At 70.2% G+C, this 24724-nt stretch carries 16 protein-coding genes; 2 read left to right on the forward strand and 14 right to left on the reverse strand.

The window, feature by feature from the left end; all coding sequences use genetic code 11:
- Positions 1–5: 5 nt before the first annotated feature.
- The 5 genes from CGQ25_RS04860 to nhaA all read right to left on the reverse strand — a co-directional run bounded on the left by CGQ25_RS04860 (position 6) and on the right by nhaA (position 10900).
- Positions 6–1256, reverse strand: a complete 1251-nt coding sequence (locus tag CGQ25_RS04860; RefSeq protein WP_222703703.1) for a glycosyl hydrolase — start codon at positions 1254–1256, stop codon at positions 6–8.
- Positions 1257–1510: 254 nt separating this feature from the next.
- Positions 1511–6238, reverse strand: coding sequence for a DUF4082 domain-containing protein (locus tag CGQ25_RS04865; protein WP_255405576.1), 4728 nt, complete (start codon positions 6236–6238; stop codon positions 1511–1513).
- A gap of 12 nt (positions 6239–6250) precedes the next feature.
- Positions 6251–6679 (reverse strand): VanZ family protein, encoded by a 429-nt coding sequence (locus tag CGQ25_RS04870; protein ID WP_208712064.1) that lies wholly within the window; start codon positions 6677–6679, stop codon positions 6251–6253.
- Positions 6676–9339 carry a WecB/TagA/CpsF family glycosyltransferase gene (locus tag CGQ25_RS04875; protein ID WP_208712065.1) on the reverse strand — a complete coding sequence of 888 codons (2664 nt, stop codon included), beginning with the start codon at positions 9337–9339 and terminating at the stop codon, positions 6676–6678. The genes CGQ25_RS04870 and CGQ25_RS04875 overlap by 4 nt, the downstream gene beginning before the upstream one ends.
- A 223-nt stretch (positions 9340–9562) precedes the next feature.
- Positions 9563–10900, reverse strand: coding sequence for a Na+/H+ antiporter NhaA (nhaA, locus tag CGQ25_RS04880; RefSeq protein ID WP_208712066.1), 1338 nt, complete (start codon positions 10898–10900; stop codon positions 9563–9565).
- A 145-nt stretch (positions 10901–11045) separates the two neighbouring features.
- Here nhaA and CGQ25_RS04885 point away from each other — a divergent pair, with 145 nt between their 5' ends.
- Entirely contained in the window at positions 11046–12254 is a 1209-nt protein-coding gene (locus CGQ25_RS04885; protein WP_255405577.1) for an acyltransferase, read from the forward strand.
- A gap of 9 nt (positions 12255–12263) precedes the next feature.
- Here the strand turns inward: CGQ25_RS04885 and CGQ25_RS04890 are convergent, their stop codons facing one another.
- From CGQ25_RS04890 to CGQ25_RS04900, 3 genes are all read right to left on the reverse strand, one after another.
- Complete coding sequence (locus CGQ25_RS04890) at positions 12264–12485, reverse strand: SCO4848 family membrane protein (protein ID WP_208712068.1); 222 nt, start codon at positions 12483–12485, stop codon at positions 12264–12266.
- Positions 12485–12988, reverse strand: coding sequence for a DUF2505 domain-containing protein (locus tag CGQ25_RS04895; RefSeq protein WP_208712069.1), 504 nt, complete (start codon positions 12986–12988; stop codon positions 12485–12487). The genes CGQ25_RS04890 and CGQ25_RS04895 overlap by 1 nt, the downstream gene beginning before the upstream one ends.
- Positions 12989–13073: 85 nt before the next feature.
- A complete protein-coding gene (locus tag CGQ25_RS04900; protein WP_208712070.1) occupies positions 13074–13571 on the reverse strand; it encodes a VanZ family protein in 498 nt (165 codons plus the stop codon).
- 124 nt (positions 13572–13695) lie between these two features.
- Here CGQ25_RS04900 and mfd point away from each other — a divergent pair, with 124 nt between their 5' ends.
- Positions 13696–17364 (forward strand): transcription-repair coupling factor, encoded by a 3669-nt coding sequence (gene mfd, locus CGQ25_RS04905; protein WP_255405578.1) that lies wholly within the window; start codon positions 13696–13698, stop codon positions 17362–17364.
- Positions 17365–17477: 113 nt separating this feature from the next.
- On the opposite strand, the gene CGQ25_RS18430 is transcribed toward mfd, so the two are convergent.
- From CGQ25_RS18430 to nirB, 6 genes are all read right to left on the reverse strand, one after another.
- Entirely contained in the window at positions 17478–18431 is a 954-nt protein-coding gene (locus tag CGQ25_RS18430) for a hypothetical protein (protein ID WP_255405579.1), read from the reverse strand.
- A gap of 181 nt (positions 18432–18612) precedes the next feature.
- Positions 18613–18840, reverse strand: coding sequence for a hypothetical protein (locus CGQ25_RS04915; protein ID WP_208712072.1), 228 nt, complete (start codon positions 18838–18840; stop codon positions 18613–18615).
- 22 nt (positions 18841–18862) lie between these two features.
- Positions 18863–19558, reverse strand: a complete 696-nt coding sequence (gene deoC / locus CGQ25_RS04920) for a deoxyribose-phosphate aldolase (protein ID WP_208712073.1) — start codon at positions 19556–19558, stop codon at positions 18863–18865.
- A gap of 79 nt (positions 19559–19637) precedes the next feature.
- The gene (locus CGQ25_RS04925) at positions 19638–20795 is read right to left on the reverse strand and encodes a uroporphyrinogen-III synthase (RefSeq protein WP_208712074.1); all 1158 of its coding nucleotides are present in this window, start codon (positions 20793–20795) and stop codon (positions 19638–19640) included.
- 5 nt (positions 20796–20800) lie between these two features.
- On the reverse strand, positions 20801–21904 hold the full coding sequence (cobA, locus tag CGQ25_RS04930; RefSeq protein ID WP_369802319.1) for a uroporphyrinogen-III C-methyltransferase: 1104 nt from the start codon (positions 21902–21904) through the stop codon (positions 20801–20803).
- Positions 21905–21917: 13 nt separating this feature from the next.
- A complete protein-coding gene (gene nirB, locus CGQ25_RS04935) occupies positions 21918–24503 on the reverse strand; it encodes a nitrite reductase large subunit NirB (protein WP_369802320.1) in 2586 nt (861 codons plus the stop codon).
- Between the last annotated feature and the right edge of the window lie 221 nt (positions 24504–24724).

A 24724-nucleotide genomic window follows, 5' to 3' on the forward strand; every position in this document is an offset into this window, starting at 1 on the left:
CTGTCTCAGGGGAGGCCGAGGGCGAACATTGCACCAGCAGGCACCGACACGACAAACGGATCACCCTGTGCGCTCACGGTCGATAAGCCAACGCCCGCCACGGCTGGATCGACTACAGACAGGGTGGTGGGGGCCTTTGACGGCGTTCCCTGGACCGCCACGCGGAAACGCTGCACCGAAGACGACCTGTTGATTCCGACCACGGTGATCTCGCCGCTGGATGGTACGAGGAAAGCATCCGCGTCGACAGAGGCCGCACCGCTCGTGGAGAGGCGAACGGCTCCGGGCGGGATGTTCTTCACGGCCAGTGCGAGAACGTCGAACGACCGTCGCGGGGTGTAGGCGCCACTCCCTGCGTCGTAAGCGAGAGCCCCCCAGTAGCCCACTGAGCTGTGATGCTCGTAGTACCCATCCCAGGCATCGTAGAGCTGGGCGCCAGTCACGCCTTGGTCGATCATCGCGAGCAGATCGTGGGCCATGGCACTCGCCTGATCCCAGGCGCCGGGAGGAGGTGCGCCAGAGTCGCAGGCATCACACCACGCATTGAACTCGGTTGCCCAGACCCCGGCGTTCGCGAGCGGGCCCACATGGACTGACTGCGGAACCCCAGCCGAGTCGCCTGAGTATGAGTGGATACCGATCCGCGCGATCTTGGCCACGACTGAGGGGTTCGCCAGCAGCGCGGGCATGTACTGGGATCTCGCGGCCTCGGCGTTCGCCGTGTCCGGCACTACGAACCTGACATCGCCGAGACCGAGGTCATCGAGCCGCTTACCGAGCTTGTCGAGAAGCCTCGTCATCTGTACGGGGTCAACCTTCGGCCCCTCGATTCCGTTCCAATCAGGCTCGTTGAACGGGCTCACGAGCTCCACACGGGCATGCCGCTCCCTACTTCCGTAGTCAAGTAGGGAAGCGAGCATCCGGACCCAATATTCCTCCTTGTCCGTTTCGATATGGTTTCCTCCCATCCAGTCTGCCACCCCGCCCATAATGCTCAGAGACACCGCCTGTCCCGGAAAGGACTCGATGTAGTCGATTGTGTCCCAGAGGTCCTCCATCTTGCCCGCTGAGTAGATCCGGTTGTAGTAAGCCTCGTCGATGACATCCGGACTTCCATACTGGGACGGTTCCCAGTCCGCCTTCTCGATGATGACCCGCCACGTCATCGGGCCGAGATGCACGTAGCGGTCGATTGCTGGCTTAAGCGCACCGTTGTGCCAGCTGTGGACATTGGCGTCCACCCCGATCCCAGTCATGGTCTGCCCACGCGATCCTGGATCGATGACGAGAGCACCGGTGGTGAGCGGACCCGCGGCGGACGGTGCGGGCAGCATCGGTGGGACCGTGTCCGGATCTAGCAGCGGCGCAGCGCCCAGCTGACGGTCCGGCGCCGAGGACGGGCCTTGGGTGCCCGTTTGGCCGCTGGACGGGCCGCTCGGATCAGAGCACCCCCCGATGGCGAGGACAGCGCCGGCGACCAAGGTCCGGATGAGCGTTCGAACGTAGTGACTCATGGGACCGACATAACGACGTCCACCCAATAATTTGTCGCGTTGTAGCTGCTCGAGGGGAAACCCGACGTGCCGTACTTGTACACGCCATTGGGGTGGCCCGAAGTGTTCGCCAGGCCGTGAAGTGGCGGGGCATCGGCAGCCGTGGCGAAATAGCTGCCGCTGGCGGAGTAGAAACCGTTAGGCGCGTAGTACGAGACGACATAGGTGGTATTCGCGGCAATCGACACTGGGTTCGACAGCGTGGCCGTCTGCCAGCCGCTGGCGCTCTCACCGCTGAAGGTCACCGTGGCCAGCAGTGTTCCGTTCGCCGTCCATAGATGTCCCACGTGGGTACCGGTGTTCTGGGAACCCTTGTAGAACTTGATCGCGGTGACCGAACCCGCCACGTCGGAGGTGAACTGCATGCCGAGTTCGACGGCATTCGCGTCGTTCACGGTAGGGACTGCGGGCACTGCTGAGGAGCTGAAGAGGCTGCAGGGGCACGTATATCCGGCCGCTCCAGTTGTGAAGGTCCAGCTGAAGGTGGACGGCATGACCTGCCCGGTTCCGCTCTTCACACCCGATACTGCCGCGGTGTAGGTCGTGTTGCCCGCAAGAGGAGCGCTCGGGCTGAAGGTATACGTCCCCGTGGAAGCCACAGAGCCCGTGCTGCCTGTCACCGCGGTCCCGCCGCTAGGCGTCAGCGTGAATGACGCCGCGGAAGTGTCGATGGCCTGATCGAACGCCGCCGAGACGGTGGCGGTCACGGGAACACCGGTCGAGCCCTGGGCCGGCGAGCTGGTGAGCACCTTGGGTGCAGCTGGCGCGCCGGGATTGAAGACGGCGTCAACCCAGTAGTTCGTAGCGTTATAGGTGCTGATTGGGAAGCTCGAGGCCGCGCCGTACGCGAACACACCATTGCCGCCTGATGGCCCGTTCGCCAGTCCGAATATCGGCGAGGAACCCTGTTGGCTGGCGAAACCATTGCCCGTGTAGGCATAACCGCCGTTGGGCGCGTAGTAGGAGACTACGTAAACTGTGTTCGCTGTGACCGAGACGGGTGAGGAGAAGTACGCCTGCTGCCATCCGGTGGCCGATTCGCCCACGAACGTCACCGTCGCGAGCTTCGTGCCGCCCGAGGACCAGAGGCTGCCGACGTGGGTACCGCTGTTGACTGAGCCCTTGTAGAAGCGCACTCCAGTGACCTGTCCATCGGCATCTGTCTGGAACTTCATCCCGAGTTCGACGCCGCTCGTGTCGTTCGCGCTGGCCACTGCCGGCGTGGCGCTCGCTGGGAATACCGAGCACGGGCAGGTATAGGCCGTCGCGGTCGTGAAGCTCCAGCTGTAGGGAGACATCGTCTGGCCCGTTGCGTTCGTTGCGCCGCTGACCGTTGCTGTGTATTGCATGCTGTTGGTCAGGACCGCCGTCGGCGTGAAGGTTACCGTCGTCGTCAAACTCGAATAGGAAACGGAGCCTGCAACCGCTGATCCCGTGGTGTCCTTGAGCACGAACTGGACCGACGATGGCGCCACGTCCTGGCTGAAGGTCGCGGACACGGACGCGGTCGGCGACACCCCAGTTGCCCCAGACGGCGGGCTGGTCGAGGAAACCGCGGGAGCGGGGGGAGCCGCCAAAGTGGTGAAGCTCCACGTATACGGAGCTGCCATCGTCTGGCCAGTCGAGTTGGTCGCGCCGCTGACAGTTGCCGTGTAGGTGGAATTGTATGCGAGTGCGGACGACGGCGTGAACGTTGCCACTGTGCCGCTGCTGTCCAAGGATGTGGTGCCTGGGACGGAGGAACCGCCCGGATCCTTCAAGGTGAATGCTATCGAGGACGCGACGACCGGCTGACTGAAGGTTGCGCTGGGGGCGATCGACACCGCGACGCCCGTCGCATTCGGTGCGGGGCTCGTCGCGGTGACCGCCGGGGCAGGGGGAGGTGCGGACGTCGTGAAGGTCCAGGAATAGGGGCTCGCCATCGTCTGGCCCGACGCGTTCGTTGCCCCGCTCACCGTGGCCGTGTAGGTGGTGCTGTACGTCAGCGCGGACGACGGCGTGAAGGTTGCCACATTGCCCGCGCTGCTCAGGCTCGTTGACCCCGCAACGTTCGAGCCGGCGCTGTCCTTGAGCGTGAAGGACACCGAGGAAGCCGTGACGGACTGGTTGAAGGTGGCTGTGGGCGCCACACTCGGTGCGACTCCTGTTGCACCCGACACTGGAGACGTGCCCGTGACTGCGGGAACGGGATTGGAGGCCGGCGAGAACACGGGGTCCACCCAGTAGTACTCGGCGTCGTAAATGTTGTTCGGGAAGGTGGACGCTCCGCTGTAGAAGTAGAAACCGTTCGGAGTGCCAGGGAGACTGCGGGTGAAGTGCAGCGGGGGAGCATCGACCGAGCCCGACCCAGCAGGCGGCGGCGATGGATTGTTGTAGAAGTAGCCGGACGTCTGCGTGTAGTGGCCCTTCGGCGCGAAGTACGAGATCACGTACTTGGTTCCTGCCGTGATCGAGACCGGAGAGGAGAAGGTCGCCGTCTGCCACCCCGATGAAGTCTCGCTGCTGAAGGTCACGCTGGCCAGCTTCGTGCCGGAGGCTGTCCACAAGTTGCCGACGTGGGTTCCGGTATTGGTGCTGGCCTTGTAGAAGCGCACACCCGTGACCGTGCCGGCAACATCGGAGTAGAACTGGGCACCGACCTCGACCGAATTGGAGTCTCCGGAGTCTGCGGCCGCGGGCTTCGTGTTGGTTCCGAACAGCGAGCAGGGGCATGAAACGGAGAGTGAAATGCCTCCCCCCGGCTGTTCAAGGTTGCCGCTGTCGTCGACCGCTCGGGTCTTGATAGTCGTCGATGGGCTGCCATGGGCGATCCACGAATACGTCCAACTAGTCGTGCCTGTCGCGGGATGCCATGTGGTACCGCCGTCCGTGGAAATCTCGACGCCCGCCACTACACCGCCCGAATCGGAGGCGGTGCCCTTGATCGTCACGGCAGTCCCGTCTGTGAACGCGGTTCCATTGGCGGGGGAGGTCACCACCGACGTTGGCGCCGCGGAATCGCTGGAAGCGGTTGCCGCCACCAGTCCGGAGATGAGCGTGACTGGCTGGACGCCCATGTCAGCGAAGAGATTGACTGTTGCCTGCTGCATGGCCGGGTCCGGGCTCTTGCCGGTGGTGAAACCGTCCAGGCCCCAGGACCACTGTACGGTTCCGGCCCCGAAGACCAGAGCTCCGCTCTTGGCCCTGTACATCGTCAGGCTGTGGGTCGCCGTTTGGCCACCGAGAGTCGTCGATCCGTAGTCGGTGAAGATTTCAGCATTGCTGTTGGTAGTGAGCGAGAGATCGAAGAGGCCGGCGGGCCTGAACCCATTGTCGGCGTCGAGATCCCATTCGTACCCGAGTGTGCCGAGGCCGGCTCCGAGGGTGGCTGACTGGGTCCCCGTGAGATTGGCCACTCGCGTATTGCGCCAGGGACGAAGCTTCGCGAATTGGGCGGGAACTGTGATGTCGGTTGTGCCCGAGTTCACATTGAAGAACTGGCCGCTGAGCGAGTTCTGGGGGTTTCCCGCCCCTCCTGCCGTTCCGTAACGCGGGTCAGCATATGTCCCGGTCCAAGTGACCGGGTCCGTCGGGGCGTTGAAGTGGGTGTCCTTATAGGCCACCAAGGTTCGACCCGTAGTCGTGGGCCCGGCTTGGCTGCTTTCCCATCGCGTTCTCCAGAAGATCTCGTTTCCGGTGAACATGGCGACATTCACACCCTTGTCTCGGGCAGCCTCGACATTGGCCCGCTGATCATAGGACCAGTACTCATCGTGGCCCGCGGTCAGGAACACCTTGTGGTTGGTCAGAAGGCCGCCACGCGTGGCCACGTCAATCCCGGCCATGTAGCTCAGGTCGTAGCCGTTCGCTTCCATGAAGCGGATCATGGGAATCTCCGCATACGTCAGCCAGCTTCGCCCACTGTCATCGAGAGCGCTGTGGAAGGGCCTGTTGTATGAGACCTTGAACGCTGCCTTGTAGGCTTGGGGGTTCCCGGGGGGACACGCGACATTGCACTGGTACAGGCTGTTGCCGCCGTAGCTGTTGTACGCCTGCCACGTTTCGTCGTCGGTCTGCATCACCATGGTCGTCGACGCCGCGTCGTTGCGAACAACGAAAGGAATCCAGCTGCTTCCGCCCGTGTCGTTGCGCACAAGATGCGCGATATACACCCCGGAGACTGCAGTAGTCGGAACTCCCCAGGCCGCAGAGGCCGCCCAGTTCCCGCAGTCAATGAGACCAGTGTCGGAAAAGGTCTGGCAACTTGGCTGGGCCTGCGGAAGCGCCGCGCTTGGTGACAAATTCGCTGCAATCTTGCGGGCGCCGTTCCCTTGGTAGTAACCCAGCCGGAGGATGTCGAAGTGGTAAGCCTTGGCCGTCGTGTTCACCTTGAACGTCACGGTCTCGCCCACGTTGACGCTCATCTGCGTTGCGTAGCCCTGGATGGTCGAATCGCCAGCGCCCGAGACCATCCAGTCGCTCTGGGGCGTGCCCGTTTGCGTGTTCTCGCAGGCGACAGCGCTCGTGACGGGAGCTGCGCACGGGTTCGTCGCCGCCTGAGCTGGGGCGACTGAGACCACCGGATTCAGGCCGACAAGCGCCGCCGCGACAAGCAGTATCGGGAGCCACCCGGCGATGCCGCTGTGCACCAGATGCTTGAACTGCCTGTTGTGAGGATGAGGCTGACGGTTGCCTGGCTTGCCCACGGTGACTCCTCGTTAGGACCTGGTGGAGCTATTCGACAGTTGAGGGCGGGCTACCGCACGAGCCGCGATGCGGTGTTCAAGCACCCGCAGCCAGATCGAGCACAGCAGGACGCCTAACACGGCGCCGGCCGTGTTGGTGATGGCGTCCCGGACGTTGCCGGAACGACTGGACAGAAACGCGAACTGGACGGTCTCGATGCCAACTGAAAGCGCGCTGCACGCGCCAACGGCGAGCCATCGCCGCCCCAGCGGCAGGAGACTCGCGACGAAGAACCCCAGGGGCATGAAGACCGCCACATTGGCCGCGGCCTCGACCGCCCCTGCGCTGACCCCTGCTGGCAGATGGACGCCACGCAGGCTCGGGCCAACCGGGCTGAACACCAGCACGGCGAGCAGCGCCCCGTAGATCCCCAGCCCCCACAGCGCCGTTCCCCGCCTCATCGCCGGCTGCTCTCGTCCCGCTCCCAGCGGGACACGCCGCGAGCGGATGCAGACTGCCGCCGGCCCATCAGTGCGAAGGACGCGTAGACGGCCGCGTCGACCAGAGAGAGTGGTCCCCGCACCGAGGCGACGAGGCCACCCAGGGTGCGTGCCGGCGTCGCCCGCTGGCCCGATTCGGCCGGTGCGCGGTACACCCGGTGAAGGGTGGAGAGGAGCGAGCCCGCCGTCCTGGGGGGACGTACGACGACGGGCTCGCAGTCGAGGAGGACCTTCTGCTCGGCACTGAACAGGGTGTCCACGTAGAAGTCGTCGGGTGCGCCGTCGGGGAAGGCCCCGAGGCGATCGTGCCCGGCTTCGGTCATGGCATAGCAGCCGGCTCCCCACAGGGCCTCGCGGGTCGGGGGGACCCGCACGCGTGCCCGGTAGTAGGCGCCGACGAGCGCCCCGCAGCCGGAGGTGTCGTACCGGAAGTCGGGCCGGCCGGCCAGGTACCGCCCACGGCCCAGCTCGGCGAGCACGCTCCTGAGGGCCGCAGGCGGAATCTCGATGTCGGCGTCCAGGTACACCCGCGGCCAGCGCGTGGCCACGGCGTCGGCCGCGTTGAGGGCATTGGTCTTGCCGGGCGCGACCAGGTCGAGGACGCGCACGCCGGGAACGTCGGCGGCGATCGCGGCGGTGCGGTCGGTGCACCCGTTGCACGCGACGATCACCTCCACCGCGCCGCTCTCCAGCGCTGGCCGCAGGCCCCCGAGCGTCCGCCCGATGACGGCTTCCTCGTTGTGGGCCGGGATGATCACGCAGCCCTCGGGATGCGCGGCGCCGTCGCCGGTCGCGCCCTCCGCGGGCCGCGTGGCGTGCGGCAGCGTCCCCCAGGTCCACGGTGCCAGGAGGGTCGCGAGCGTCCGGCGGTGGCCGGCGTCGCCCGCCCTCAGCACCTCGCGCACGACGACGCCGCCCGCCCCGAGCGCGGCCCGCGCCGGAGTCGCGTGCTTGCGCAGGTACCGGACCTTGTTGACGGCCATGAGGGCCGCGAGCTCCCCGGAGGAGCCGGACCCGGCGCCGGCGTGGCGCACGCGCGCGGCAGGTTCGAACCAGACTTCGTACCCCAGCTGGCGCAGCGTCCGGCAGTAGTCCGTCTCCTCGGAGTACATGAAGTACCGCTCGTCCCAGGGCCCGGCGGCGGCTGCGGCGTCGGCGGAGACCAAGATCGCCGCGCCGGTGGCCCAGTCGACGGTGTGCGCGTGGGCGTAGCTCTCGTCGTGGAAGTCGGTCTCCGCGCACCACTGTGGCCGCCCCGGGAAGCGGGCGCCGAAGAGCGCGTCGCCCCACGCCCGTGCAGCCGTGGGTTCGCGGCGCAGCGAGGGGTACCGCTCGCCGTCGTCCGTGAGCATGAGGGGCACGACGGCGCCCGCCCCCGCCCGCAATCGCGCGAGCATCGCGTCGACGGCGCCGGGCAGCACCATGGTGTCCGGGTTGAGCACGAGGTATCCCTCGGCCTGGCCCGCGGCGGCCATCGCCGCGTTGATCCCTCCCGCGTACCCGAGATTGCCGCCCGTTCCGAACGCGACGACGTCGGGATGTGCGGCGAGCGCCTCGAGCGTCGAAGGATCCGGCGAGTTGTCCGCGACGACGACCCGCAGCCGGACGCTCCGCGCGGCCCCGCGCAGGGAGTCGATGAGGGGGCCGAGGGCGTCGGCGCTGCTGTAGGCGACGATGAGCGCCGCAACGTCGGCCGGCTCGTCCACCGGAATGAAGCCGCCGTTGGGCCGGGGGCGGGGGCTCCCGGGCTCCAGCCCCCGCCCCGCGGGATGGGCCGCCCGCGACGCATCGCGGGCGGCCGCCGCTCGGGCCGCCGCCGTCAGCGCGACCGTGCCCGGGGCGCTGTTCCGCCGCAGGCGCAGGTAGGCCTCCGGCCCCTGCACCAGGTACCGCTCGGAGAGCCGCGCCGGCTCGAGGGCGAGCCTCCACGCCCACTCGAGTCCGTGGTCTGAGACCCACACGGGGGCCCTCCGTATGCGTTCGGCGAGGAAGTCGACGACGGCTCCGAACGCGAGCAGGACACGCGCGCCCGTCTCGGCGCCGTGTTCCGCGATCCAGAGCTCCTGGCGCGGCTTGCCGAGCCCGACGACGAGGAGGTCCGTGCCGGCGTCCGCGATCCGGCTTGCCACAGCCCGGGACATCCGGGGATCCTCGAGCTCGCCGCGGCTGGGACCCCAGAACCCTGCGATGCGCAGCGCCGGCCGCTGTTCGGCGAGCCGGCCGCGCAGGAGCTGGTGCGCCTCCGGGAGGCCTCCGAGGAAGCCGACCCTCAGCCCATCCGCCTCGGCACGGTCGAGGAGCGGACCGATGAGGTCGCTTCCCGCGAGCCGGGGCCACTGCTGGCCCGTGATGCGCTCGGCCGCCGAGGCGAGGGGCGCGCCGTCGAGCAGGGTGAGCCACTCGAGGCCCTCCACCGCATCGAGCGTGCGCTCCCAGCGCCCGCCGGAACCGAAGTGGTAGACGTGGTCGAGGTTCGCCGACACGACGCCGAGCGGCAGCTCGCGCTCGAGGCACCCGCCGAGTATGGACTCGACGGCCTCGCTGCTGTCCAGCAGCGTGACCTTGGTGCCTCCGAGCGTGACGTCGAGGCTCCTCGCGCCTGTCGGGTGGATCCGGGCCATTCGTCCTCCCATGCCGGGTACCACTGCAGGGGTCTGCGCCCCTGGTTCACGGTCGCCGTGGGGGAGGATGCGGGACAAGGACGATGGGTCGAAACGCGTCCTGACAGGCGTGGAAACGAGTGGTCAGGCGGGGGCTCTGCGTGGTGGACGAGTACGTGCCGCGGAGTCGGCCAAGTAGTGCGGAGGCGAAGGCGGGTGGGGAGTGAGTACCCGGGCGCCCCGGCTACTGGGGGTCCCGCTGGAACACGTCCGGGATGCCGTCGCGGTCCGCGTCGACGAGCTCCGCCTGCTCGACGCGGCGGTAGTGGCGGTTCCGGATGCGGAGCACGACGGCGGCGAGCAGCGCGGCGGTGAGGGAGCCGGCGAGGATCGCCGTCTTGGCATGCTCGCCGTGGGGGCTCGACCCGAAGCTGAGCTCTGCGATGAGCAGCGAGACGGTGAAACCGACACCGGCCAGCAGCGCGATGCCGAACACGTCGACCCACTTCAGGTCCGGGTCCAGGCTCGCATGGCGGGTCTTGGTCACCAGCCAAGTCGACCCGAAGACGCCCACGGACTTGCCGACGACGAGCGCGACGGCGATGCCCACCGCGATCGGGTCGGTCGCAGCTGCAGCCATCCCCTCCCAGCCGCCGAGGGTGACGCCTGCGGAGAAGAAGGCGAACACCGGTACCGCGATCCCCGCGGAGAGCGGGCGCACCCTGTGCTCGAGGATCTCGGCGAGGCCGGGGCCGGCCTCCGGCCCGCCGTTCTTGGCGCTGCGCAGGACGGGGACGGTGAAGCCGAGGAGGACTCCGGCCACGGTCGCGTGGATGCCCGAAGCGTGCACGAGCCCCCACGTGGCGACGGCCAGGGGCAGGAGCAGGTACCACGCATGGATGCGCTTCTGGACGAGGAACGCGAAGAGCCCGAGCGGGATGAGGGCGAGGCCGAGCAGTCCGGGCTGCACGCCCGTGCCGTAGAAGAAGGCGATGATGGCGATCGCGATGAGGTCGTCCACCACCGCGAGCGTCAGGAGGAAGGTGCGCAGGGCCGCGGGCAGGTGCGTGCTGATCACGGCGAGGACAGCGAGCGCGAAGGCGATGTCGGTCGCGGTGGGGATGGCCCAGCCCTTCAGGCCGTCCGAACCGGTCCCGAGGATGATGCCCGCGTAGATGAGCGCGGGGACCAGCACCCCGCCGCAGGCTGCGACGATCGGGACGGCGGCGGTCGAGGGCCGGCGCAGGTCCCCGGCCACGAACTCGCGCTTGAGCTCGAGCCCCGCGACGAAGAAGAAGATCGCCAGCAGACCATCCGAGGCCCAATGGCCGATGCTGAGCTCCAGGTGCCACGGCTCGTAGCCCACGCGGAAGTCGCGCAGGGCGAAGTAGGCGTCGCCGGCCGGGGAGTTGGCCCAGACGAGGGCGGCCACCGTGGCGAGGAGCAGGAGCGCCCCGCCGACCGTTTCCTTCCTCAGGATCCCGGCGATGCGCTGGTACTCGAGGTAGCTGCCGCGGGCGAGGGTCCAGCGGTGGGCGCCCGGGCCGGGCGGGCCCGCGGGTGTTTGGCTGCGGCGGTCCATGGGAATCCCTAACGTCGAAGAAGAGGTCCTGAAGGGTCCTCGAGGACAACGCCGACCAGACTTCCCGGCACACCGGAAGCCAGTCTACAGGCGGTTCTCAGGGCCTTCGAAGATTACGAAATGGTAAAGTTGACAGCCTATGCAGATGGTGACGACGACTTCACGGGGCCCACAGGAACGCGAGCAGAGCCTTCGGGCGCGGGAGGGAACTCGGGGCGCTCCGCCCTCGTCACGGCTGGCTTCGCTTGACGGCCTGCGCGGCGTGGCCTCTCTGGTCGTCCTGGTCTGCCACACGCTGCTGACCGTCCCACGGCTGGCCGAGACCGGCTTCCAGTCCGGCAGCGCAGCACCGGGCTCGTGGGAGTGGTGGCTCGTCACGACGCCCCTGCACGTGCTGTGGGAGGGCACCGGCGCGGTCTACCTCTTCTTCGTGCTCTCCGGCTTCGTTCTCACGCTGCCGTTCACGAGGCCTGCGGACCGGCTGCCGTCCTGGCGCTCGTACTACCCCAAGCGACTCGCCCGCCTCTACCTGCCCGTCTGGGCGGCCGTGGCGTTCGCCGCGGCGCTCTGGGCCGTCGTCCCGCGCCCCAAGACCGGAAGCGGCTGGATCGACGCGATGGGGGCAGGGGTAACGCCCGAGCGGATCCTCGGCGATGCGACGCTCCTGTTCACGGACGGCCTCGTGGTCCCGCCCCTGTGGTCGCTGCGCTGGGAGATGTGGTTCTCGCTGCTGCTGCCCGCCTACGTGCTCGTCGCCGTCTCCCTGCACCGCGCCGCCCGTGCTCCCTGGATGCGCTGGGCCCAGTGGGCCGCCGCCGCCGCGCTGGTCGGCGTCGGGACCACCACCGTCAACGGGTTCGTCCGCGACCTGCCCCTGTTCCTCCTCGGAGCGCTGCTGGCCGCGCACCGCGAGGAGCTCGCGGCCACAGTGGCGCGCCTTCCCCGGTGGATGATGCCCACCGTCGCCGCCCTCGGCGTGGTCGGCCTGTGGCTGCCCTGGGTCGTGGGATCCGGCTCGCCCGCCGCCCACATCTCGCTGTCGGCCGCCGCAGTGGCGCTCGTCGTCGTCGCACTCCACTGGCGCCCGGCGGTGCGGGCGCTCTCCGGCCGCGCCGCGGCCTGGCTCGGCGCGGTCTCCTTCAGCCTCTACCTCACGCACGAGCCGATCGTGGTGGCCGCGTACCACCTCATCGGTCCGCTCCTGCCCGCGCAGACGCCCATCGGCCCGGCCGCGCTGTGGGTCTCCATGCCGGTCGGCCTGGCCGTGTCCCTGGCCGTCGCCGCGGCGTTCCACTGGATGGTCGAACGCCCCAGCCACCGCGTCGCGCAGTGGCTGGGGCGCCGGTTCGCCTGACGGCCGCTCCTAGGAGACGAGCGCCCTGACTCCCACGATCGCGACCGCGACCCCGAGGGTCACCGAGATCGCGACGAGGAACAGGTGGACGGTCAGGAACCGCGTCGGGCGGCCCTGCTCGTCACGTGCCCGCGGATCCTTCATGACCCGGCGGAGGAACTGCGGCCACACCACGAGGTTCCACACGCCGGCCACGATGAGCAGCCAGGACAGGGCGACGGGGAGCTGCATCAGACGGTCTCCCCGGCGAGCCACGCCTCGGCCTGGGTCGCCTGGATGTTGAGGGCCTTGCCGACCATGGGCTCGGCGGCCGAGGCGATCTTGCCGCCCAGGAGCGGGACGGAGGAGCTCACGGTGCCGTTGAGCTCGACGCGGGTGGCCCCGCCCTCGGCGGCGAGGCGCTGGACGGCGGCCACGTCCACCGGGGCGCCGGCGACCTTGACGGTGATGTCCGCCTGGCGCGAGCCGTCGGCCTCGGGCGCCGCCCAGGTCTCGGTCTGCGTGACGTTGACGAACTCGCCGACGACCTTGCGGGCGATCTCAGGCAGGCGCTGGGTCGGGAGCTGGCGGACCACGGTGGCGGTGAAGGCGCCGGCAACGTCGCCGTCGAGCGTGAACGACTCGAGGCGGCCGCCCACGAGCTCGCTCACGTGGCGCTGGAATGCCTCGTCCGCGAACACGGCGGCGACGCGGTCGACGGGGTAGTTCAGGGTGGTGCTGGCTGAAAGTGCCAAGGTGGTCCTTCCTAGAGAGGCTGGGGGCCGACCGGGCGCTCGCGGCGCACCGGTCGCAGGGGCGCGAGGAGCGCCGAAGACCATCCTAGGGCCGTGCGGGAGTGCTGTCGGACCGCCCAGCGGGCCTCGGCGCCGTCGGCCTGCGGCGCACGACGGCGACCGTAGCCAGCGTGCCGAGCAGTGCCCCGATCGTGTTCGCGGCGATGTCCGCGAAGGACGCGGTCCGCTCGGCCAGGAACAGGAACTGCGCCGCTTCCGCCGCGCAGGACGCGGCGAACCCGCCCAGGACCGCGACCCACGCCCGGAACCCCAGCAGGACCGCGAACACGCCGAACGGGACGAAGAAGGCCACGTTCGCCAGCCACTCGAACTGCCCGTACCCGAACCAGCCCGGAACCCCGTGGCGGTGGAGCCAGCTGAACATCCGGGCGAGGCTGCCCGCCGCCGGACGGTCCACGGGGGCGGGCCAGAGCACGACGGCGGCGACCCCGGCCAGGTACGCGAGGGCTCCGGCCCAGAGGGCGGCCCGACGGCGCGCGGCCCGGGCGCCGGGCCGGACGGGCCGGGAAGGAGTCGTCTCCACGCGTCCCATGCTAGGCCGCCGGCCCTGCCATCGCCTGTGGAGTTGGCTAAGCTGGGAACACCCCCGGCCTCAGCGAGTGCCGGGGTTGTTGTGCTGTCCTGCTGTCTTCCGTGAGGAGCCCACCGTGACCGTCGACGTTCTGCGTCCCTCAGGCCTTGAGGGCCTGCCCGCCCTCGACGGGCTCCGCCGCGCCGTGGGCGAGGACGCAAGCCTCGCGCGGCTGCGGGAGTACGCCTCCAAGCCCGCCGCGCGGCGCAGCCAGGACCTCCAGGTGGCCGCACCGGCCGGCCTGCGACCGGTGATCGTCGCGGAGGTGCTGGAGAGCCTTCCGGAGGCGGGCGGCGTCGTGCTTGCCGTGACCGCTACCGAGCGGGAGGCGGAGGACCTCGTCGCAGCGCTCGGCGCGTACCTGCCGGTGGGCGCGGTCGCGCTGTTCCCGAGCTGGGAGACGCTCCCGCACGAGCGGCTCTCGCCGCGCTCGGACACCGTGGGCCGCCGCCTCGCCGTCCTGCGCGCGCTCTCGCACCCCGAGACGCACGCTGGGCAGCCCCTGCGGGTCGTCGTCGCCCCCGTGCGCGCCGTCCTGCAGCCGCTCGTCGGAGGCCTGGGCGACCTCGCGCCCGTCTCCCTCGCGATAGGGCAGGACGCGCCGTTCGACGATGTGGTGCATGCGCTGGCGGACGCGGCCTATGCGCGGGTGGACATGGTCACCCGCCGCGGCGAGTTCGCCGTGCGCGGCGGCATCATCGACGTCTTCCCGCCCACCGAGGACCACCCGGTGCGCATCGAGTTCTTCGGCGACGAGGTCGAGCAGATGCGCTGGTTCGCCGTCGCCGACCAGCGCTCGCTCACCGGGCCCGGCATCCACCACCCCACGTCCCTCTACGCCCCGCCGTGCCGCGAGCTGCTCATCAGCCCAGCCGTCATGAGCCGCGCGGCCCGGCTCAAGGACCGCCTGCCCGCCGCCGCCGAGATGCTCGAGAAGATCGCCGGCGGCATCGCGGTGGAGGGGATGGAGTCCCTCGCTCCGCTGCTCGTGGACCGCATGGTGCCGTTCATGGACGAGCTGCCCGAGGGCTCGCTCGCGCTCGTCATGGAGCCGGAGAGGGTCCGCGCCCGCGCGCACGACCTCGCCGCGACCAACGAGGAGTTCCTCGCCGCGGCGTGGGCCACCGCGTCCGACGGCGGCGCCGCGCCCCTCGATGTCAGCCTCGCCGGCGGCGCGGGGTCGGGGGAGGACGCGGAGCACGCCGGGCGGCTCGAGGACGCCTCGTTCCGCACGCTCGCCCAGACCCGCGCCGACGCGCAGGGCCACGGGGTCTCGTGGTGGTCCATCACCTCGCTGGGCGTCGACGAGGAGACGGTGCTCGACGTCGACGTGGTCACGATCGCCGCGCGGGAGCCCCGCGGGTATCAGGGGGACGTGGCCGAGATGATGGAGTTCATCGGCTCCCGGGTGCGCGACGAGTGGCGGATCGTCGTCGCGACCGACGGCCCCGGCCCCGCACAGCGCCTCGCCGAGCTCTTCCACGACGCCGGCATCCCGTGCAGCCGAGTGGAGGGCCTCGACCGTGGGCCCGAGCCGGGCATCATCGAGATCACCAAGGCCCCCACGGGCAAGGGATTCGTCCTCGACGGGCTCAAGCTCGGGCTGCTCACCGAGGCGGACCTTCTCGGCCGCGCGAGCGCGGCCGGCACCCGCGACATGCGGAAGATGCCCTCGCGGCGGCGCAACGCCGTCGACCCCCTCTCGCTCCACGCCGGGGACTTCGTGGTGCACGAGCAGCACGGGATCGGGAAGTTCGTGGAGCTCGTGCAGCGCAAGGTGTCCGGCGGCGCGCCCGGCGCGGCCCCGACGCGCGAGTACATGGTCCTCGAGTACGCGCCGGCCAAGCGCGGCGCCCCGGGGGACCGGCTCTTCGTGCCGACGGACCAGCTCGACCAGGTGACCCGCTACGTGGGCGGGGACGCGCCGTCGCTCTCCAAGATGGGCGGGGCGGACTGGGCCGCGACCAAGTCCAAGGCCAAGAAGGCGGTCAAGGAGATCGCGGGGGAGCTCATCCGCCTGTACTCCGCCCGGATGGCCTCGCGGGGCCACGCGTTCGGGCCGGACACGCCGTGGCAGCGCGAGCTCGAGGAGGCCTTCCCGTACATCGAGACGCCGGACCAGCTCACCACCATCAACGAGGTCAAGGCGGACATGGAGCGCGAGGTGCCCATGGACCGGCTCGTCTCGGGTGACGTGGGCTACGGCAAGACCGAGATCGCCGTCCGCGCCGCCTTCAAGGCCGTGCAGGACGGCAAGCAGGTGGGCGTGCTCGTGCCGACCACGCTCCTCGCCCAGCAGCACTTCGAGACGTTCTCCGAGCGGTTCTCCGGCTTCCCGGTGCGGGTGCGGGCGCTGTCCCGGTTCCAGACGGCCGCCGAGGCGAAGGAGACGCTGGAGGGGATCAAGAACGGATCGGTCGATGTCGTGATCGGCACGCACCGGCTCCTGTCGAAGGAGGTCGAGTTCAAGGACCTCGGACTCGTCATCATCGACGAGGAGCAGCGCTTCGGCGTGGAGCACAAGGAGGCGCTCAAGAAGATGCGCACCAACGTGGACGTCCTCGCGATGTCCGCCACGCCGATCCCGCGCACGCTCGAGATGTCGCTCACGGGCATCCGCGAGACGTCCACGCTCGCGACCCCACCCGAGGAACGGCACCCCGTGCTCACCTACGTGGGCCCGTACACGGACAAGCAGGTCTCCGCCGCGATCCGGCGCGAGCTCATGCGCGAGGGGCAGGTCTTCTTCGTGCACAACCGCGTGTCCTCCATCGAGAAGCAGGCCGCGGCGATCCGGGAGCTCGTCCCCGAGGCCCGGGTCGAGGTGGCGCACGGGCAGATGTCCGAGTCCCGGCTCGAGAAGATCATCGTGGACTTCTGGGAGAAGCGCTTCGACGTGCTCGTGTGCACCACGATCATCGAGACCGGTCTGGACATCTCCAACGCCAACACGCTCATCATCGACCGGGCCGACTCCTACGGACTCTCGCAGCTGCACCAGCTGCGCGGGCGGGTGGGCCGCGGGCGCGAGCGCGCCTACGCCTACTTCCTGTACCCGTCCGAGAAGCCGCTCGGCGAGGTCGCGCTCGAGCGGCTCAAGGCCGTCGCAGCGCACAACGAGCTCGGCGCAGGCATGCAGCTGGCCATGAAGGACCTCGAGATCCGCGGCGCCGGCAATCTGCTCGGCGGCGAGCAGTCGGGCCACATCCAGGGCGTCGGGTTCGACCTCTACATCCGCCTCGTGGGGGAGGCCGTGGCCGACTACCGCGGCGAGGGGGAGGAGAAGGTGGCCGAGATGAAGATCGAGCTGCCCGTCAACGCCCACCTCCCGCACGACTACGTGCCGGGGGAGCGGCTCCGGCTCGAGGCGTACCGCAAGCTCGCCGCCGCCAACGACGACGCCGCGATCGCCGAGGTCATGGAGGAGCTCACCGACCGCTACGGCGAACCGCCCGCGCCCGTGGCCAACCTGGCAGCGGTTGCGCGCTTCCGGGTGCGGGCCCGCGCGGCCGGGCTCACCGACGTCGCCCTCCAGGGGAACATGGTGCGGTTCGCGCCCGCGGACCTGCCCGAGTCAAAGCAGATGCGGCTCACGCGCATGTACAAGGGGGCCCAGTACAAGCCGGCGCTCAACGCGGTGCTCATCCCGAAGCCCAAGACCGCCCCCATCGGCGGGCACGACCTCGCCGACGGCGAGATCCTCGACTGGGCCGACCAGGTGGTGCAGGCGATCTTCACCCCCTGACCCTCTCGGGTACGCCAAACCCGCCCTCACACCGTCTCGGGTACGCGAAATCGTGGTGAATTGCGTCTCGGGTACGCGAAATCTCAACATTCGCTGCCGAGGGACTCAGGGGTTCAGCCCCTGTAGCCGTGGGCCCGAAGGGCCTCGCGGACCTTCGCGACGACGTACGCCTCGCCCTTGGCCATGTCCTCCTTGGTGATCTTCACCTGGAGCCACCCCGCCGCGCGCGTGCGCCGGTCACGGACCGCATCGAAGGCCTTCTGCTGATCGGTCAGGTGGTGCTCGCCCTCGTACTCGACCGAGACACGGAACTTCGGGTTCCCCAGATCGACCCAGAGGGTCACGCCCCAGGGGTCGGTCACCGGGCAGTTGGGGATGAACAGCGGAAGCCCGGCCCGCTCGAGCATCTGGCGCAGGTAGGACTCCTGGGGCGAGTCGACACCGACGGCCAGGAGCTCGAGCGCCACACGCGCCCGCCCGAGCCCGACCACGCGATGCCGGCTCTCCACGAACGAGCGGAGATCGGCAAGAGGCACGACTGCGGTCCGGGGGTAGTAGGCGCGCTCGTGCTCCGAGACGAGGTACTCGCCGGCAGCAATGACGTCGTCCATGGTCAGGCGCCGGACTGAGCAGAGGTCCAGCCACGTCCTGGACGGAGTCGTGATGCGGGTTCCCTCCAGCGACATGACCTCGTCGTCCTTCAGCCGCAGACGGTGCCCTCGGACTTCGGCGCGCCGGGGCTGGCCCAGGCGTTCGTGCTTCGGGTCGTCGGGCGTGCCCGCCCGCGAAAGGTCCAGGAGCGTCGCGTCCTGCGCCCATGCCGGGAGCGGGATCCTGTGCGCCATCGCGGCGCTGAGGTGAGTGAGCGCCGTCGTGCGGTGGAGCGCGGTGTACGGCCTTGCCCGCTGGAGGAGGGTCTGCCGGGCTAGCTCTGGGGTGCGGATGCCGCAGCTCGGCATGAACAGGTCATCCGCGCTCAGCCTTCGCCTGTCGACGCCGAGGCGGAGCGCCTCGTCCGCCGTGAACGAAGCGGCGGCCAAGGACGGCGGCAGGGGCTCACGAGGCATGGGCTCATTGAGCCACAGACGCCCGCACGGCCGCCGAGGTTATCCACAGGACGCGCATTTCGGGTACGCGAACGCAAGGTGCAATCGATGGAGAGATGCGAAATGCCCGACCGGTCATGGCCCGGCCGGGCATTTCGCGTACCCGAGACGCCGTGGGTGGGGGTCTGGTGTACCCGAGAGGTCAGCGGTGGTCTCCGCCGGCGTCGGAGCGGCCGAGGAACGTCATCGGGATGAAGTACGCGAGGGCGAAGAGCAGGATCAGCGCCGCCATGGGCCACACGCTGGTGAAGTCGAGGAACTGGACGAGGTAGAGGCCGACGAGGAACACGACCATGAGGACCGCGAAGATCACGATGCTCCCGCCCATGGTGTTCTCGTTCTCGAGCGGGCGCTTCTTCGACTCGTCCATCTTCTCTCCCTCTTCGGTGCGACTAGTAGCCCCCGGCGGCTGGCTGGCCGGAGACGATGGCCACGCCGGAGCTGGCTCCGATCCTCGTGGCACCAGCAGCAATCATAGCCCGAGCATCGTCGGCGGTTCGCACACCGCCGGACGCCTTGACACCGAGGTCGGGACCCACCGTGGCGCGCATGAGCCTGACGTCCTCGACCGTCGCGCCGCCGCCGTTGAAGCCCGTGGACGTCTTCACGAAGTCCGCCCCCGCCTCCACTGCCGCCTCGCACGCGAGCACCTTCTGCTCGTCCGTGAGCAGCGAGGTCTCGATGATCACCTTCAGGATCGACGAGCTTCCGTGCACGGCCTCCGCGACGGCCTGGATGTCCTCGACGAGGGCGCCGCGGTCATTGGCCCGGGCGGCGGCGATGTTGATCACCATGTCGACCTCGTCCGCGCCGTCCAGCGTCGCACCGCGGGCCTCGAAGACCTTCACGTCGGTCGGGGTCGCCCCGAGCGGGAAGCCCGCCACGGCGCACGTGAGCACGCCTGAGCCCCTCAGGGCCTTCGTCGCCGTCTTGACCCAGACCGGATTCACGCACACCGACTTGAAGCCGAACTGCACGGCCTCGCTGCACAGCTTCAGGATGTCGGCCTCGCTCGCCTCCGGCTTCAGGAGGGTGTGGTCGATGTAGCCGGCGAGGTCCGCGGGGCTCAGCTCAGGCTCGGAAGACACGTCAGCGTCCTTTCCGTCGGGGTCGTACAGGGCGTACCGGTGCACCCCATACTGGCACACCGCGCCCCGCGCCGAACCCCTAGCCCACCACGCGCAGCCGGTACCCCCGCTTCACGACCGTCTGGATGAGCTCCCCGTCCGGAAGGGAGGCACGCAGCCGGTTCACCGCCATGTCGAGCGCGTGGTTGGACGCGGTGGTCGAGACGAGCCGCGCGAGGGTCTCGCGGGGCACGACGGCGCCGCCGGCGTCGAAGAGCGCGCGGAACAGGAGCATCGCGGCTGGGGGGAGGATGAGCTCGTCCCCGGCGATCGCCATGGTCCGCCCGCGCAGCTCGACAGGACCGGCCGTGGTCTCGAGGCGCCGCACCTTCCGCCGGGACAGGTTGTCCGTGACGAGCTTGATGAGCGCGCCCATCCGGAACCGGTCCGGCACCCAGGGCCGCAGCCCCGCGGCCTCGAGCGGGGCCGCCGTCACGGGCCCGACGGCGGCGGTCGCCACCCGCTGCCGGAAGGCGGCCAGCAGCTGGGCGTGGACCCCGAGCTCGTGCGCGGTGCTGAACAGCGCGTCCACCGCGGGCGCGCTCGTGAAGGTGACGACGTCGAGCTCCCCGGCGCAGACCGCGGCGATGAGGGCCTCGAGCCGGTCGCCGCCCTCGGGCCGCACCCAGCGGTACGGGGTGACGGTGATGAGCTCCGCGCCGGCGTCCCGCAGCCGGTCGAGCTGGACGCGGTCCGTGTAGCCGTGCAGCTGCATGACAACCGTCTGCCCGTCGAGCCGGCCGCCCGCGTCGCGCAGGACCAGGTCGACGAGGGTCGCCGTGGTCTCGTCGTTGGAGATGCCGACGTCGGCGAGCCCGGCTGCGCGCACGGCCCCCCGGGCCTTGGGCCCCCGCACGTACAGCCGCGCGGCGCTGAGCGTCGCCTGGAGCTCGTCGCCGAGCCCCGCGGCGTCGGCGACCTCGAGCCAGCGCCGCATGCCGTACGCGGTCGTGACGATGCACAGGTCGGGCCTGGCGGCGATCGTGCGGTGGGTGTCCTCGATGACGCCGAGGTCCTGGTCCACGGGTGCGATTGTCAGCACGGGGGCGTGGAGCACCTCCGCGCCGCGCCTCTCGAGGGCCTGGATCAGGTCCTCGGCGCGGCGGTGCGAGGTGACGCCCACCCGGAAGCCCTTGAGCGCCGTCGTGAGCTCGGTCCCGACCTCGGGTTCAGACGCCACTGCCACTGCTCCGTCCATGTGCCTCACCTGCGCGTGCCTGACGACGATTCCATCATGAACGCGGACGCGAACCCCTCGAGGTCCTCGCGTGTGACGCCGCCCGCGAGCCCGGTCGCCGCCGCGGCCCGCACGACCTCGCCGACCACGATCACGGCGGGGTTGCCGCACGCCGCCGTGTCCGGCTCGGCGGTGCCGAGCTCGGTCACCGTGGTGCGCTGGCCGGCCTGGTGACCGCGCTCGACGACGGCGAGCGGCGTGGCGGGGGAGAGCCCCGCCCGTCGCAGCCCGGCGGCGAGGTGCGGGAGGTTCGCGACGCCCATGAGCACGACTATGGTGCCCCCTTCGGCGGCGAGCCCGGCGAGGTGGAGGTGCTCGGCGTCGGTGAGGGGAGCGTGGCCGGAGATGACGGTGAACGAGTGGCTCACGTTGCGGTGCGTGACCGGGATGCCTGCCGCGGCGGGCACCGCGATCGAGCTCGAGATGCCGGACACCACCCGCACGGGGACGCCGGCCTCGGCGCAGGCCGCGGCCTCCTCGGCGCCGCGGCCGAACACGAACGGGTCCCCGCCCTTGAGCCGGACCACGTTCGCCGGCCGCCCGTCGACGCCGTACAGCGCGTAGTCGACGAGCAGCCGGTTGATCTCGTCCTGGGGAACCCTGTGGTGGCCGGGGAGCTTGCCCACGTCGATGAGCCGCGCCGTCGTGAGGCCCTCGAGCTCGCGCCAGGGGGCGAGCCTGTCGAACAGGACGACGTCGGCGTCCCGCAGGGCCTCGACGGCGTCCACCGTGAGCAGGCCGCGGGAGCCCGGGCCCCCGCCCACGAGTGTGACGTGGCCGCGCGGGCCGGCGGCGGGTTCGCTGACCTGGGGCACCCCGAGCGCGCGGTAGTGGTCGAGCACGGGCGACCAGTCGCCGTCGTGCGTCCCGTCGTGGCCGTCGGGACCGCCCACGACGGCGACCAGGGCCGGCCGCCCGGGAAGGGCCACCGCGGCCCTGTAGGCCTCGGGGGAGTCGAAGAACGCGATCTTCGCCCCGGCCTTCCGGTAGCGCGCGAGGGCCTGGCGGGAGGCGTCGGCTCCGCCGAGGACGACGACGGGCAAGTCCCGCAGGGACAAGGACAGGTTCAGGTTCAGCTGCATGTCAGCCCTCCTTCGAGGCGGCGCCGGCGACGGCCGCGGCCCGGAGCGGGATGGTCGCGCCGAGGGAGACCTTCTCCTGCACCGTGGCGGGCCGGATCTGGTCGCGCTCGGCGACGTGGACGATGGACTCGTCGGAGGCCTCGGGGGCGTTGACGAAGGAGCGGAAGCGCCGCAGGCGCTCGGGGTCCTTCAGGGTCGCGGCCCATTCGTCCTCGTAGTGCTCGACGTGCGTGGCCATGGCGGCCTCGAGCTCGGCCGCGATCCCGAGGGAGTCCTCGACGACCACCTGGCGCACGTGCTCGAGCCCGCCGTCGAGCTCCTCCTGCCAGCGCGCGGTGCGCTGGAGGCGGTCCGCGGTGCGGATGTAGTACATGAAGTAGCGGTCGATGTACTTGATGAGCGTCTCGTCGTCGAGGTCCTTGGCGAGCAGCTGCGCGTGTGCGGGGGTCGCGCCGCCGTTGCCGCCGACGTAGAGGTTCCAGCCGTCGGCGGTGGCGATGACGCCGACGTCCTTGCCGCGGGCCTCGGCGCACTCCCGGGCGCAGCCGGAGACGCCGAGCTTGAGCTTGTGCGGGCTGCGCAGGCCCCGGTAGCGCAGCTCGAGCTGGATGGCCATGCCCACCGAGTCCTGCTGGCCGTACCGGCACCAGGTCGAGCCGACGCAGCTCTTCACCGTGCGCAGGCTCTTGCCGTAGGCCTGCCCGGACTCCATGCCCGCGGCGATGAGCTCGGCCCAGATGTCGGGGAGTTGCTCGAGGCGCGCGCCGAACATGTCGATGCGCTGGCCCCCCGTGATCTTCGTGTACAGGTTGTACTTCTGGGCCACGGCGGCGATGACGCCCAGCTTCTCCGGCGTGATCTCGCCGCCGGGGATGCGCGGGACCACCGAGTAGGTGCCGTCCTTCTGCATGTTCGCCAGCGCGCGGTCGTTGGTGTCCTGGAGCGTGCCGCGGCCGGCGTCGAGCACGTAGGCCGAGTGCTGGGAGGCCAGGATCGACGCGATGGTGGGCTTGCAGATGTCGCAGCCGGCGCCCGTCCCGAAGCGGGACATGATCTCCTCGAAGGAGGTCAGCTGGGCCACGCGGATGTGGTCGAACAGCTCCTGGCGGGACAGGGAGATGTGCTCGCACAGGGCCTTGGAGACGGTGACGCCGGACTTGGTGAGCTCGGCCTCGAGGAGCTTCTTGATCATCGGCACGCACGAGCCGCACTGCGTGCCGGCGCGGGTGCAGGCCTTGAGGCCCGCGACGTCCTGGACCGGCTCCTGCCCCTCGCACGTCCCGCAGCCGTTCACGGCATCGCGCAGCGTCCCCGCGGCGACGTTGTTGCACGAGCAGAGGACGGCGTCGTCGGGAAGCTCGGTCTCCGGCGCATCGCCGCCGCCGGCGGCGCTCAGGAAGGCGCCCGGCTCGGCGGGGAGCTCCCGGCCCAGGAGCGGGCGGAGGCTCAGGTAGGGGGAGGCGTCGCCGACGAAGATCCCGCCGAGGAGCGTGCGCGCGTCGTCGGTCGTGACGATCTTCTGGTAGACGCCGCGGGCGGGGTCCGCGTAGACGATCTCGAGCGCGCCCGGCGCGGCCGCGAACGCGTCGCCGAAGCTCGCCACGTCCACCCCGGAGAGCTTGAGCTTGGTCGCCGTGTCGAACCCGGGGAAGGTCGCCCCCCCGCCGTGCAGGCGGTCCGCCACGATCTCGGCCATCGTGTTGGCCGGGGCCACGAGGCCCAGGCACATACCGCCGAAGCTCGCGACCTCGCCGATCGCCCACACGTTCGGCGCGCCGGTCGCGCAGGTCTCGTCGACCACGACGCCGCCGCGCGGGCCGAGCTCGAACGGCGCCGAGCCCTCTCCGGAAGCGGTGGCTTCCTCGACCGCGGCCCGGACCAGCTCGTCGCGGGGACGCACCCCGATGGCGACCACGACGAGGTCCGCGGGGACCACGCGCTCGTCGGCCATGAGCACGCCGGTGACCAGCCCGGCGTCGTCCGTCAGCACCTCCGAGGGGAACACGCCGCCGTGGACGGTGAAGCCCTTGGCGGCGATCAGCCGGGTGAGCGCCTGGCCGGCGCCCTCGTCGAGCTGCCTGTTCATGGGCCACGGCGAGCCGTCGATGATGACGGCGTCCGCGCCGAGGGACTTGGCGCCCGCCGCCGCCTCGATGCCGAGGAGGCCGCCGCCGATCACCGCCACCCGGGCCGGGCGGCCGAGGGCCTCGGCGAGCCTGCGGATCTCCGCGCGGAGGAACCAGACGTCCTCGAGGGTGCGGTACACATACGAGCGGTCGGCGCCGGGGATCGGGAGCCGGGCGGCGTTCGAGCCGGTGGCGAGCACGAGCTCGTCGTAGGGGTGCGCCTCCTGCGCCTCGCCGGTCCGTGTGAGGACCGTTCTGGCGACGGTGTCGACGCGGACCGCGCGCGCTCCGGTGCGCAGGGTGATGCCGGGCGTCTCCCACAGCGAGGCGTCGCCGAGGGTGAGGTCGACGTCGGCAGGGTCGCCGGTGAGCGCCTTGGACAGGGCCACGCGGTCGTAGGGGAGGTGCGCCTCCTCGGTCAGCACGGTGACGTCGAAGCGGCCGAGGCCGCGGGAGGCCATCGCCTCCACGAACCGGTGTGCGGCGGGGCCACCGCCCACGACGACGACGCGGCGCTTCGCGGGGATGGAACCGGAGGTGGGGGTCTCGATCGGGCTGGTGCTGCTCACGGTCGGTGCCTTCCGTAGAGAGGGGGCCGGGTGGACCGGCGGGATCAGGGGAGCTGACATCAGCCTAGGAACTGGCGATTTCGCCTCAGTTGCCCGCGTGTAACGGCCGATTA

The organism is Sinomonas sp. R1AF57 (assembly GCF_002224485.1).
Classification (GTDB): domain Bacteria; phylum Actinomycetota; class Actinomycetes; order Actinomycetales; family Micrococcaceae; genus Sinomonas; species Sinomonas flava.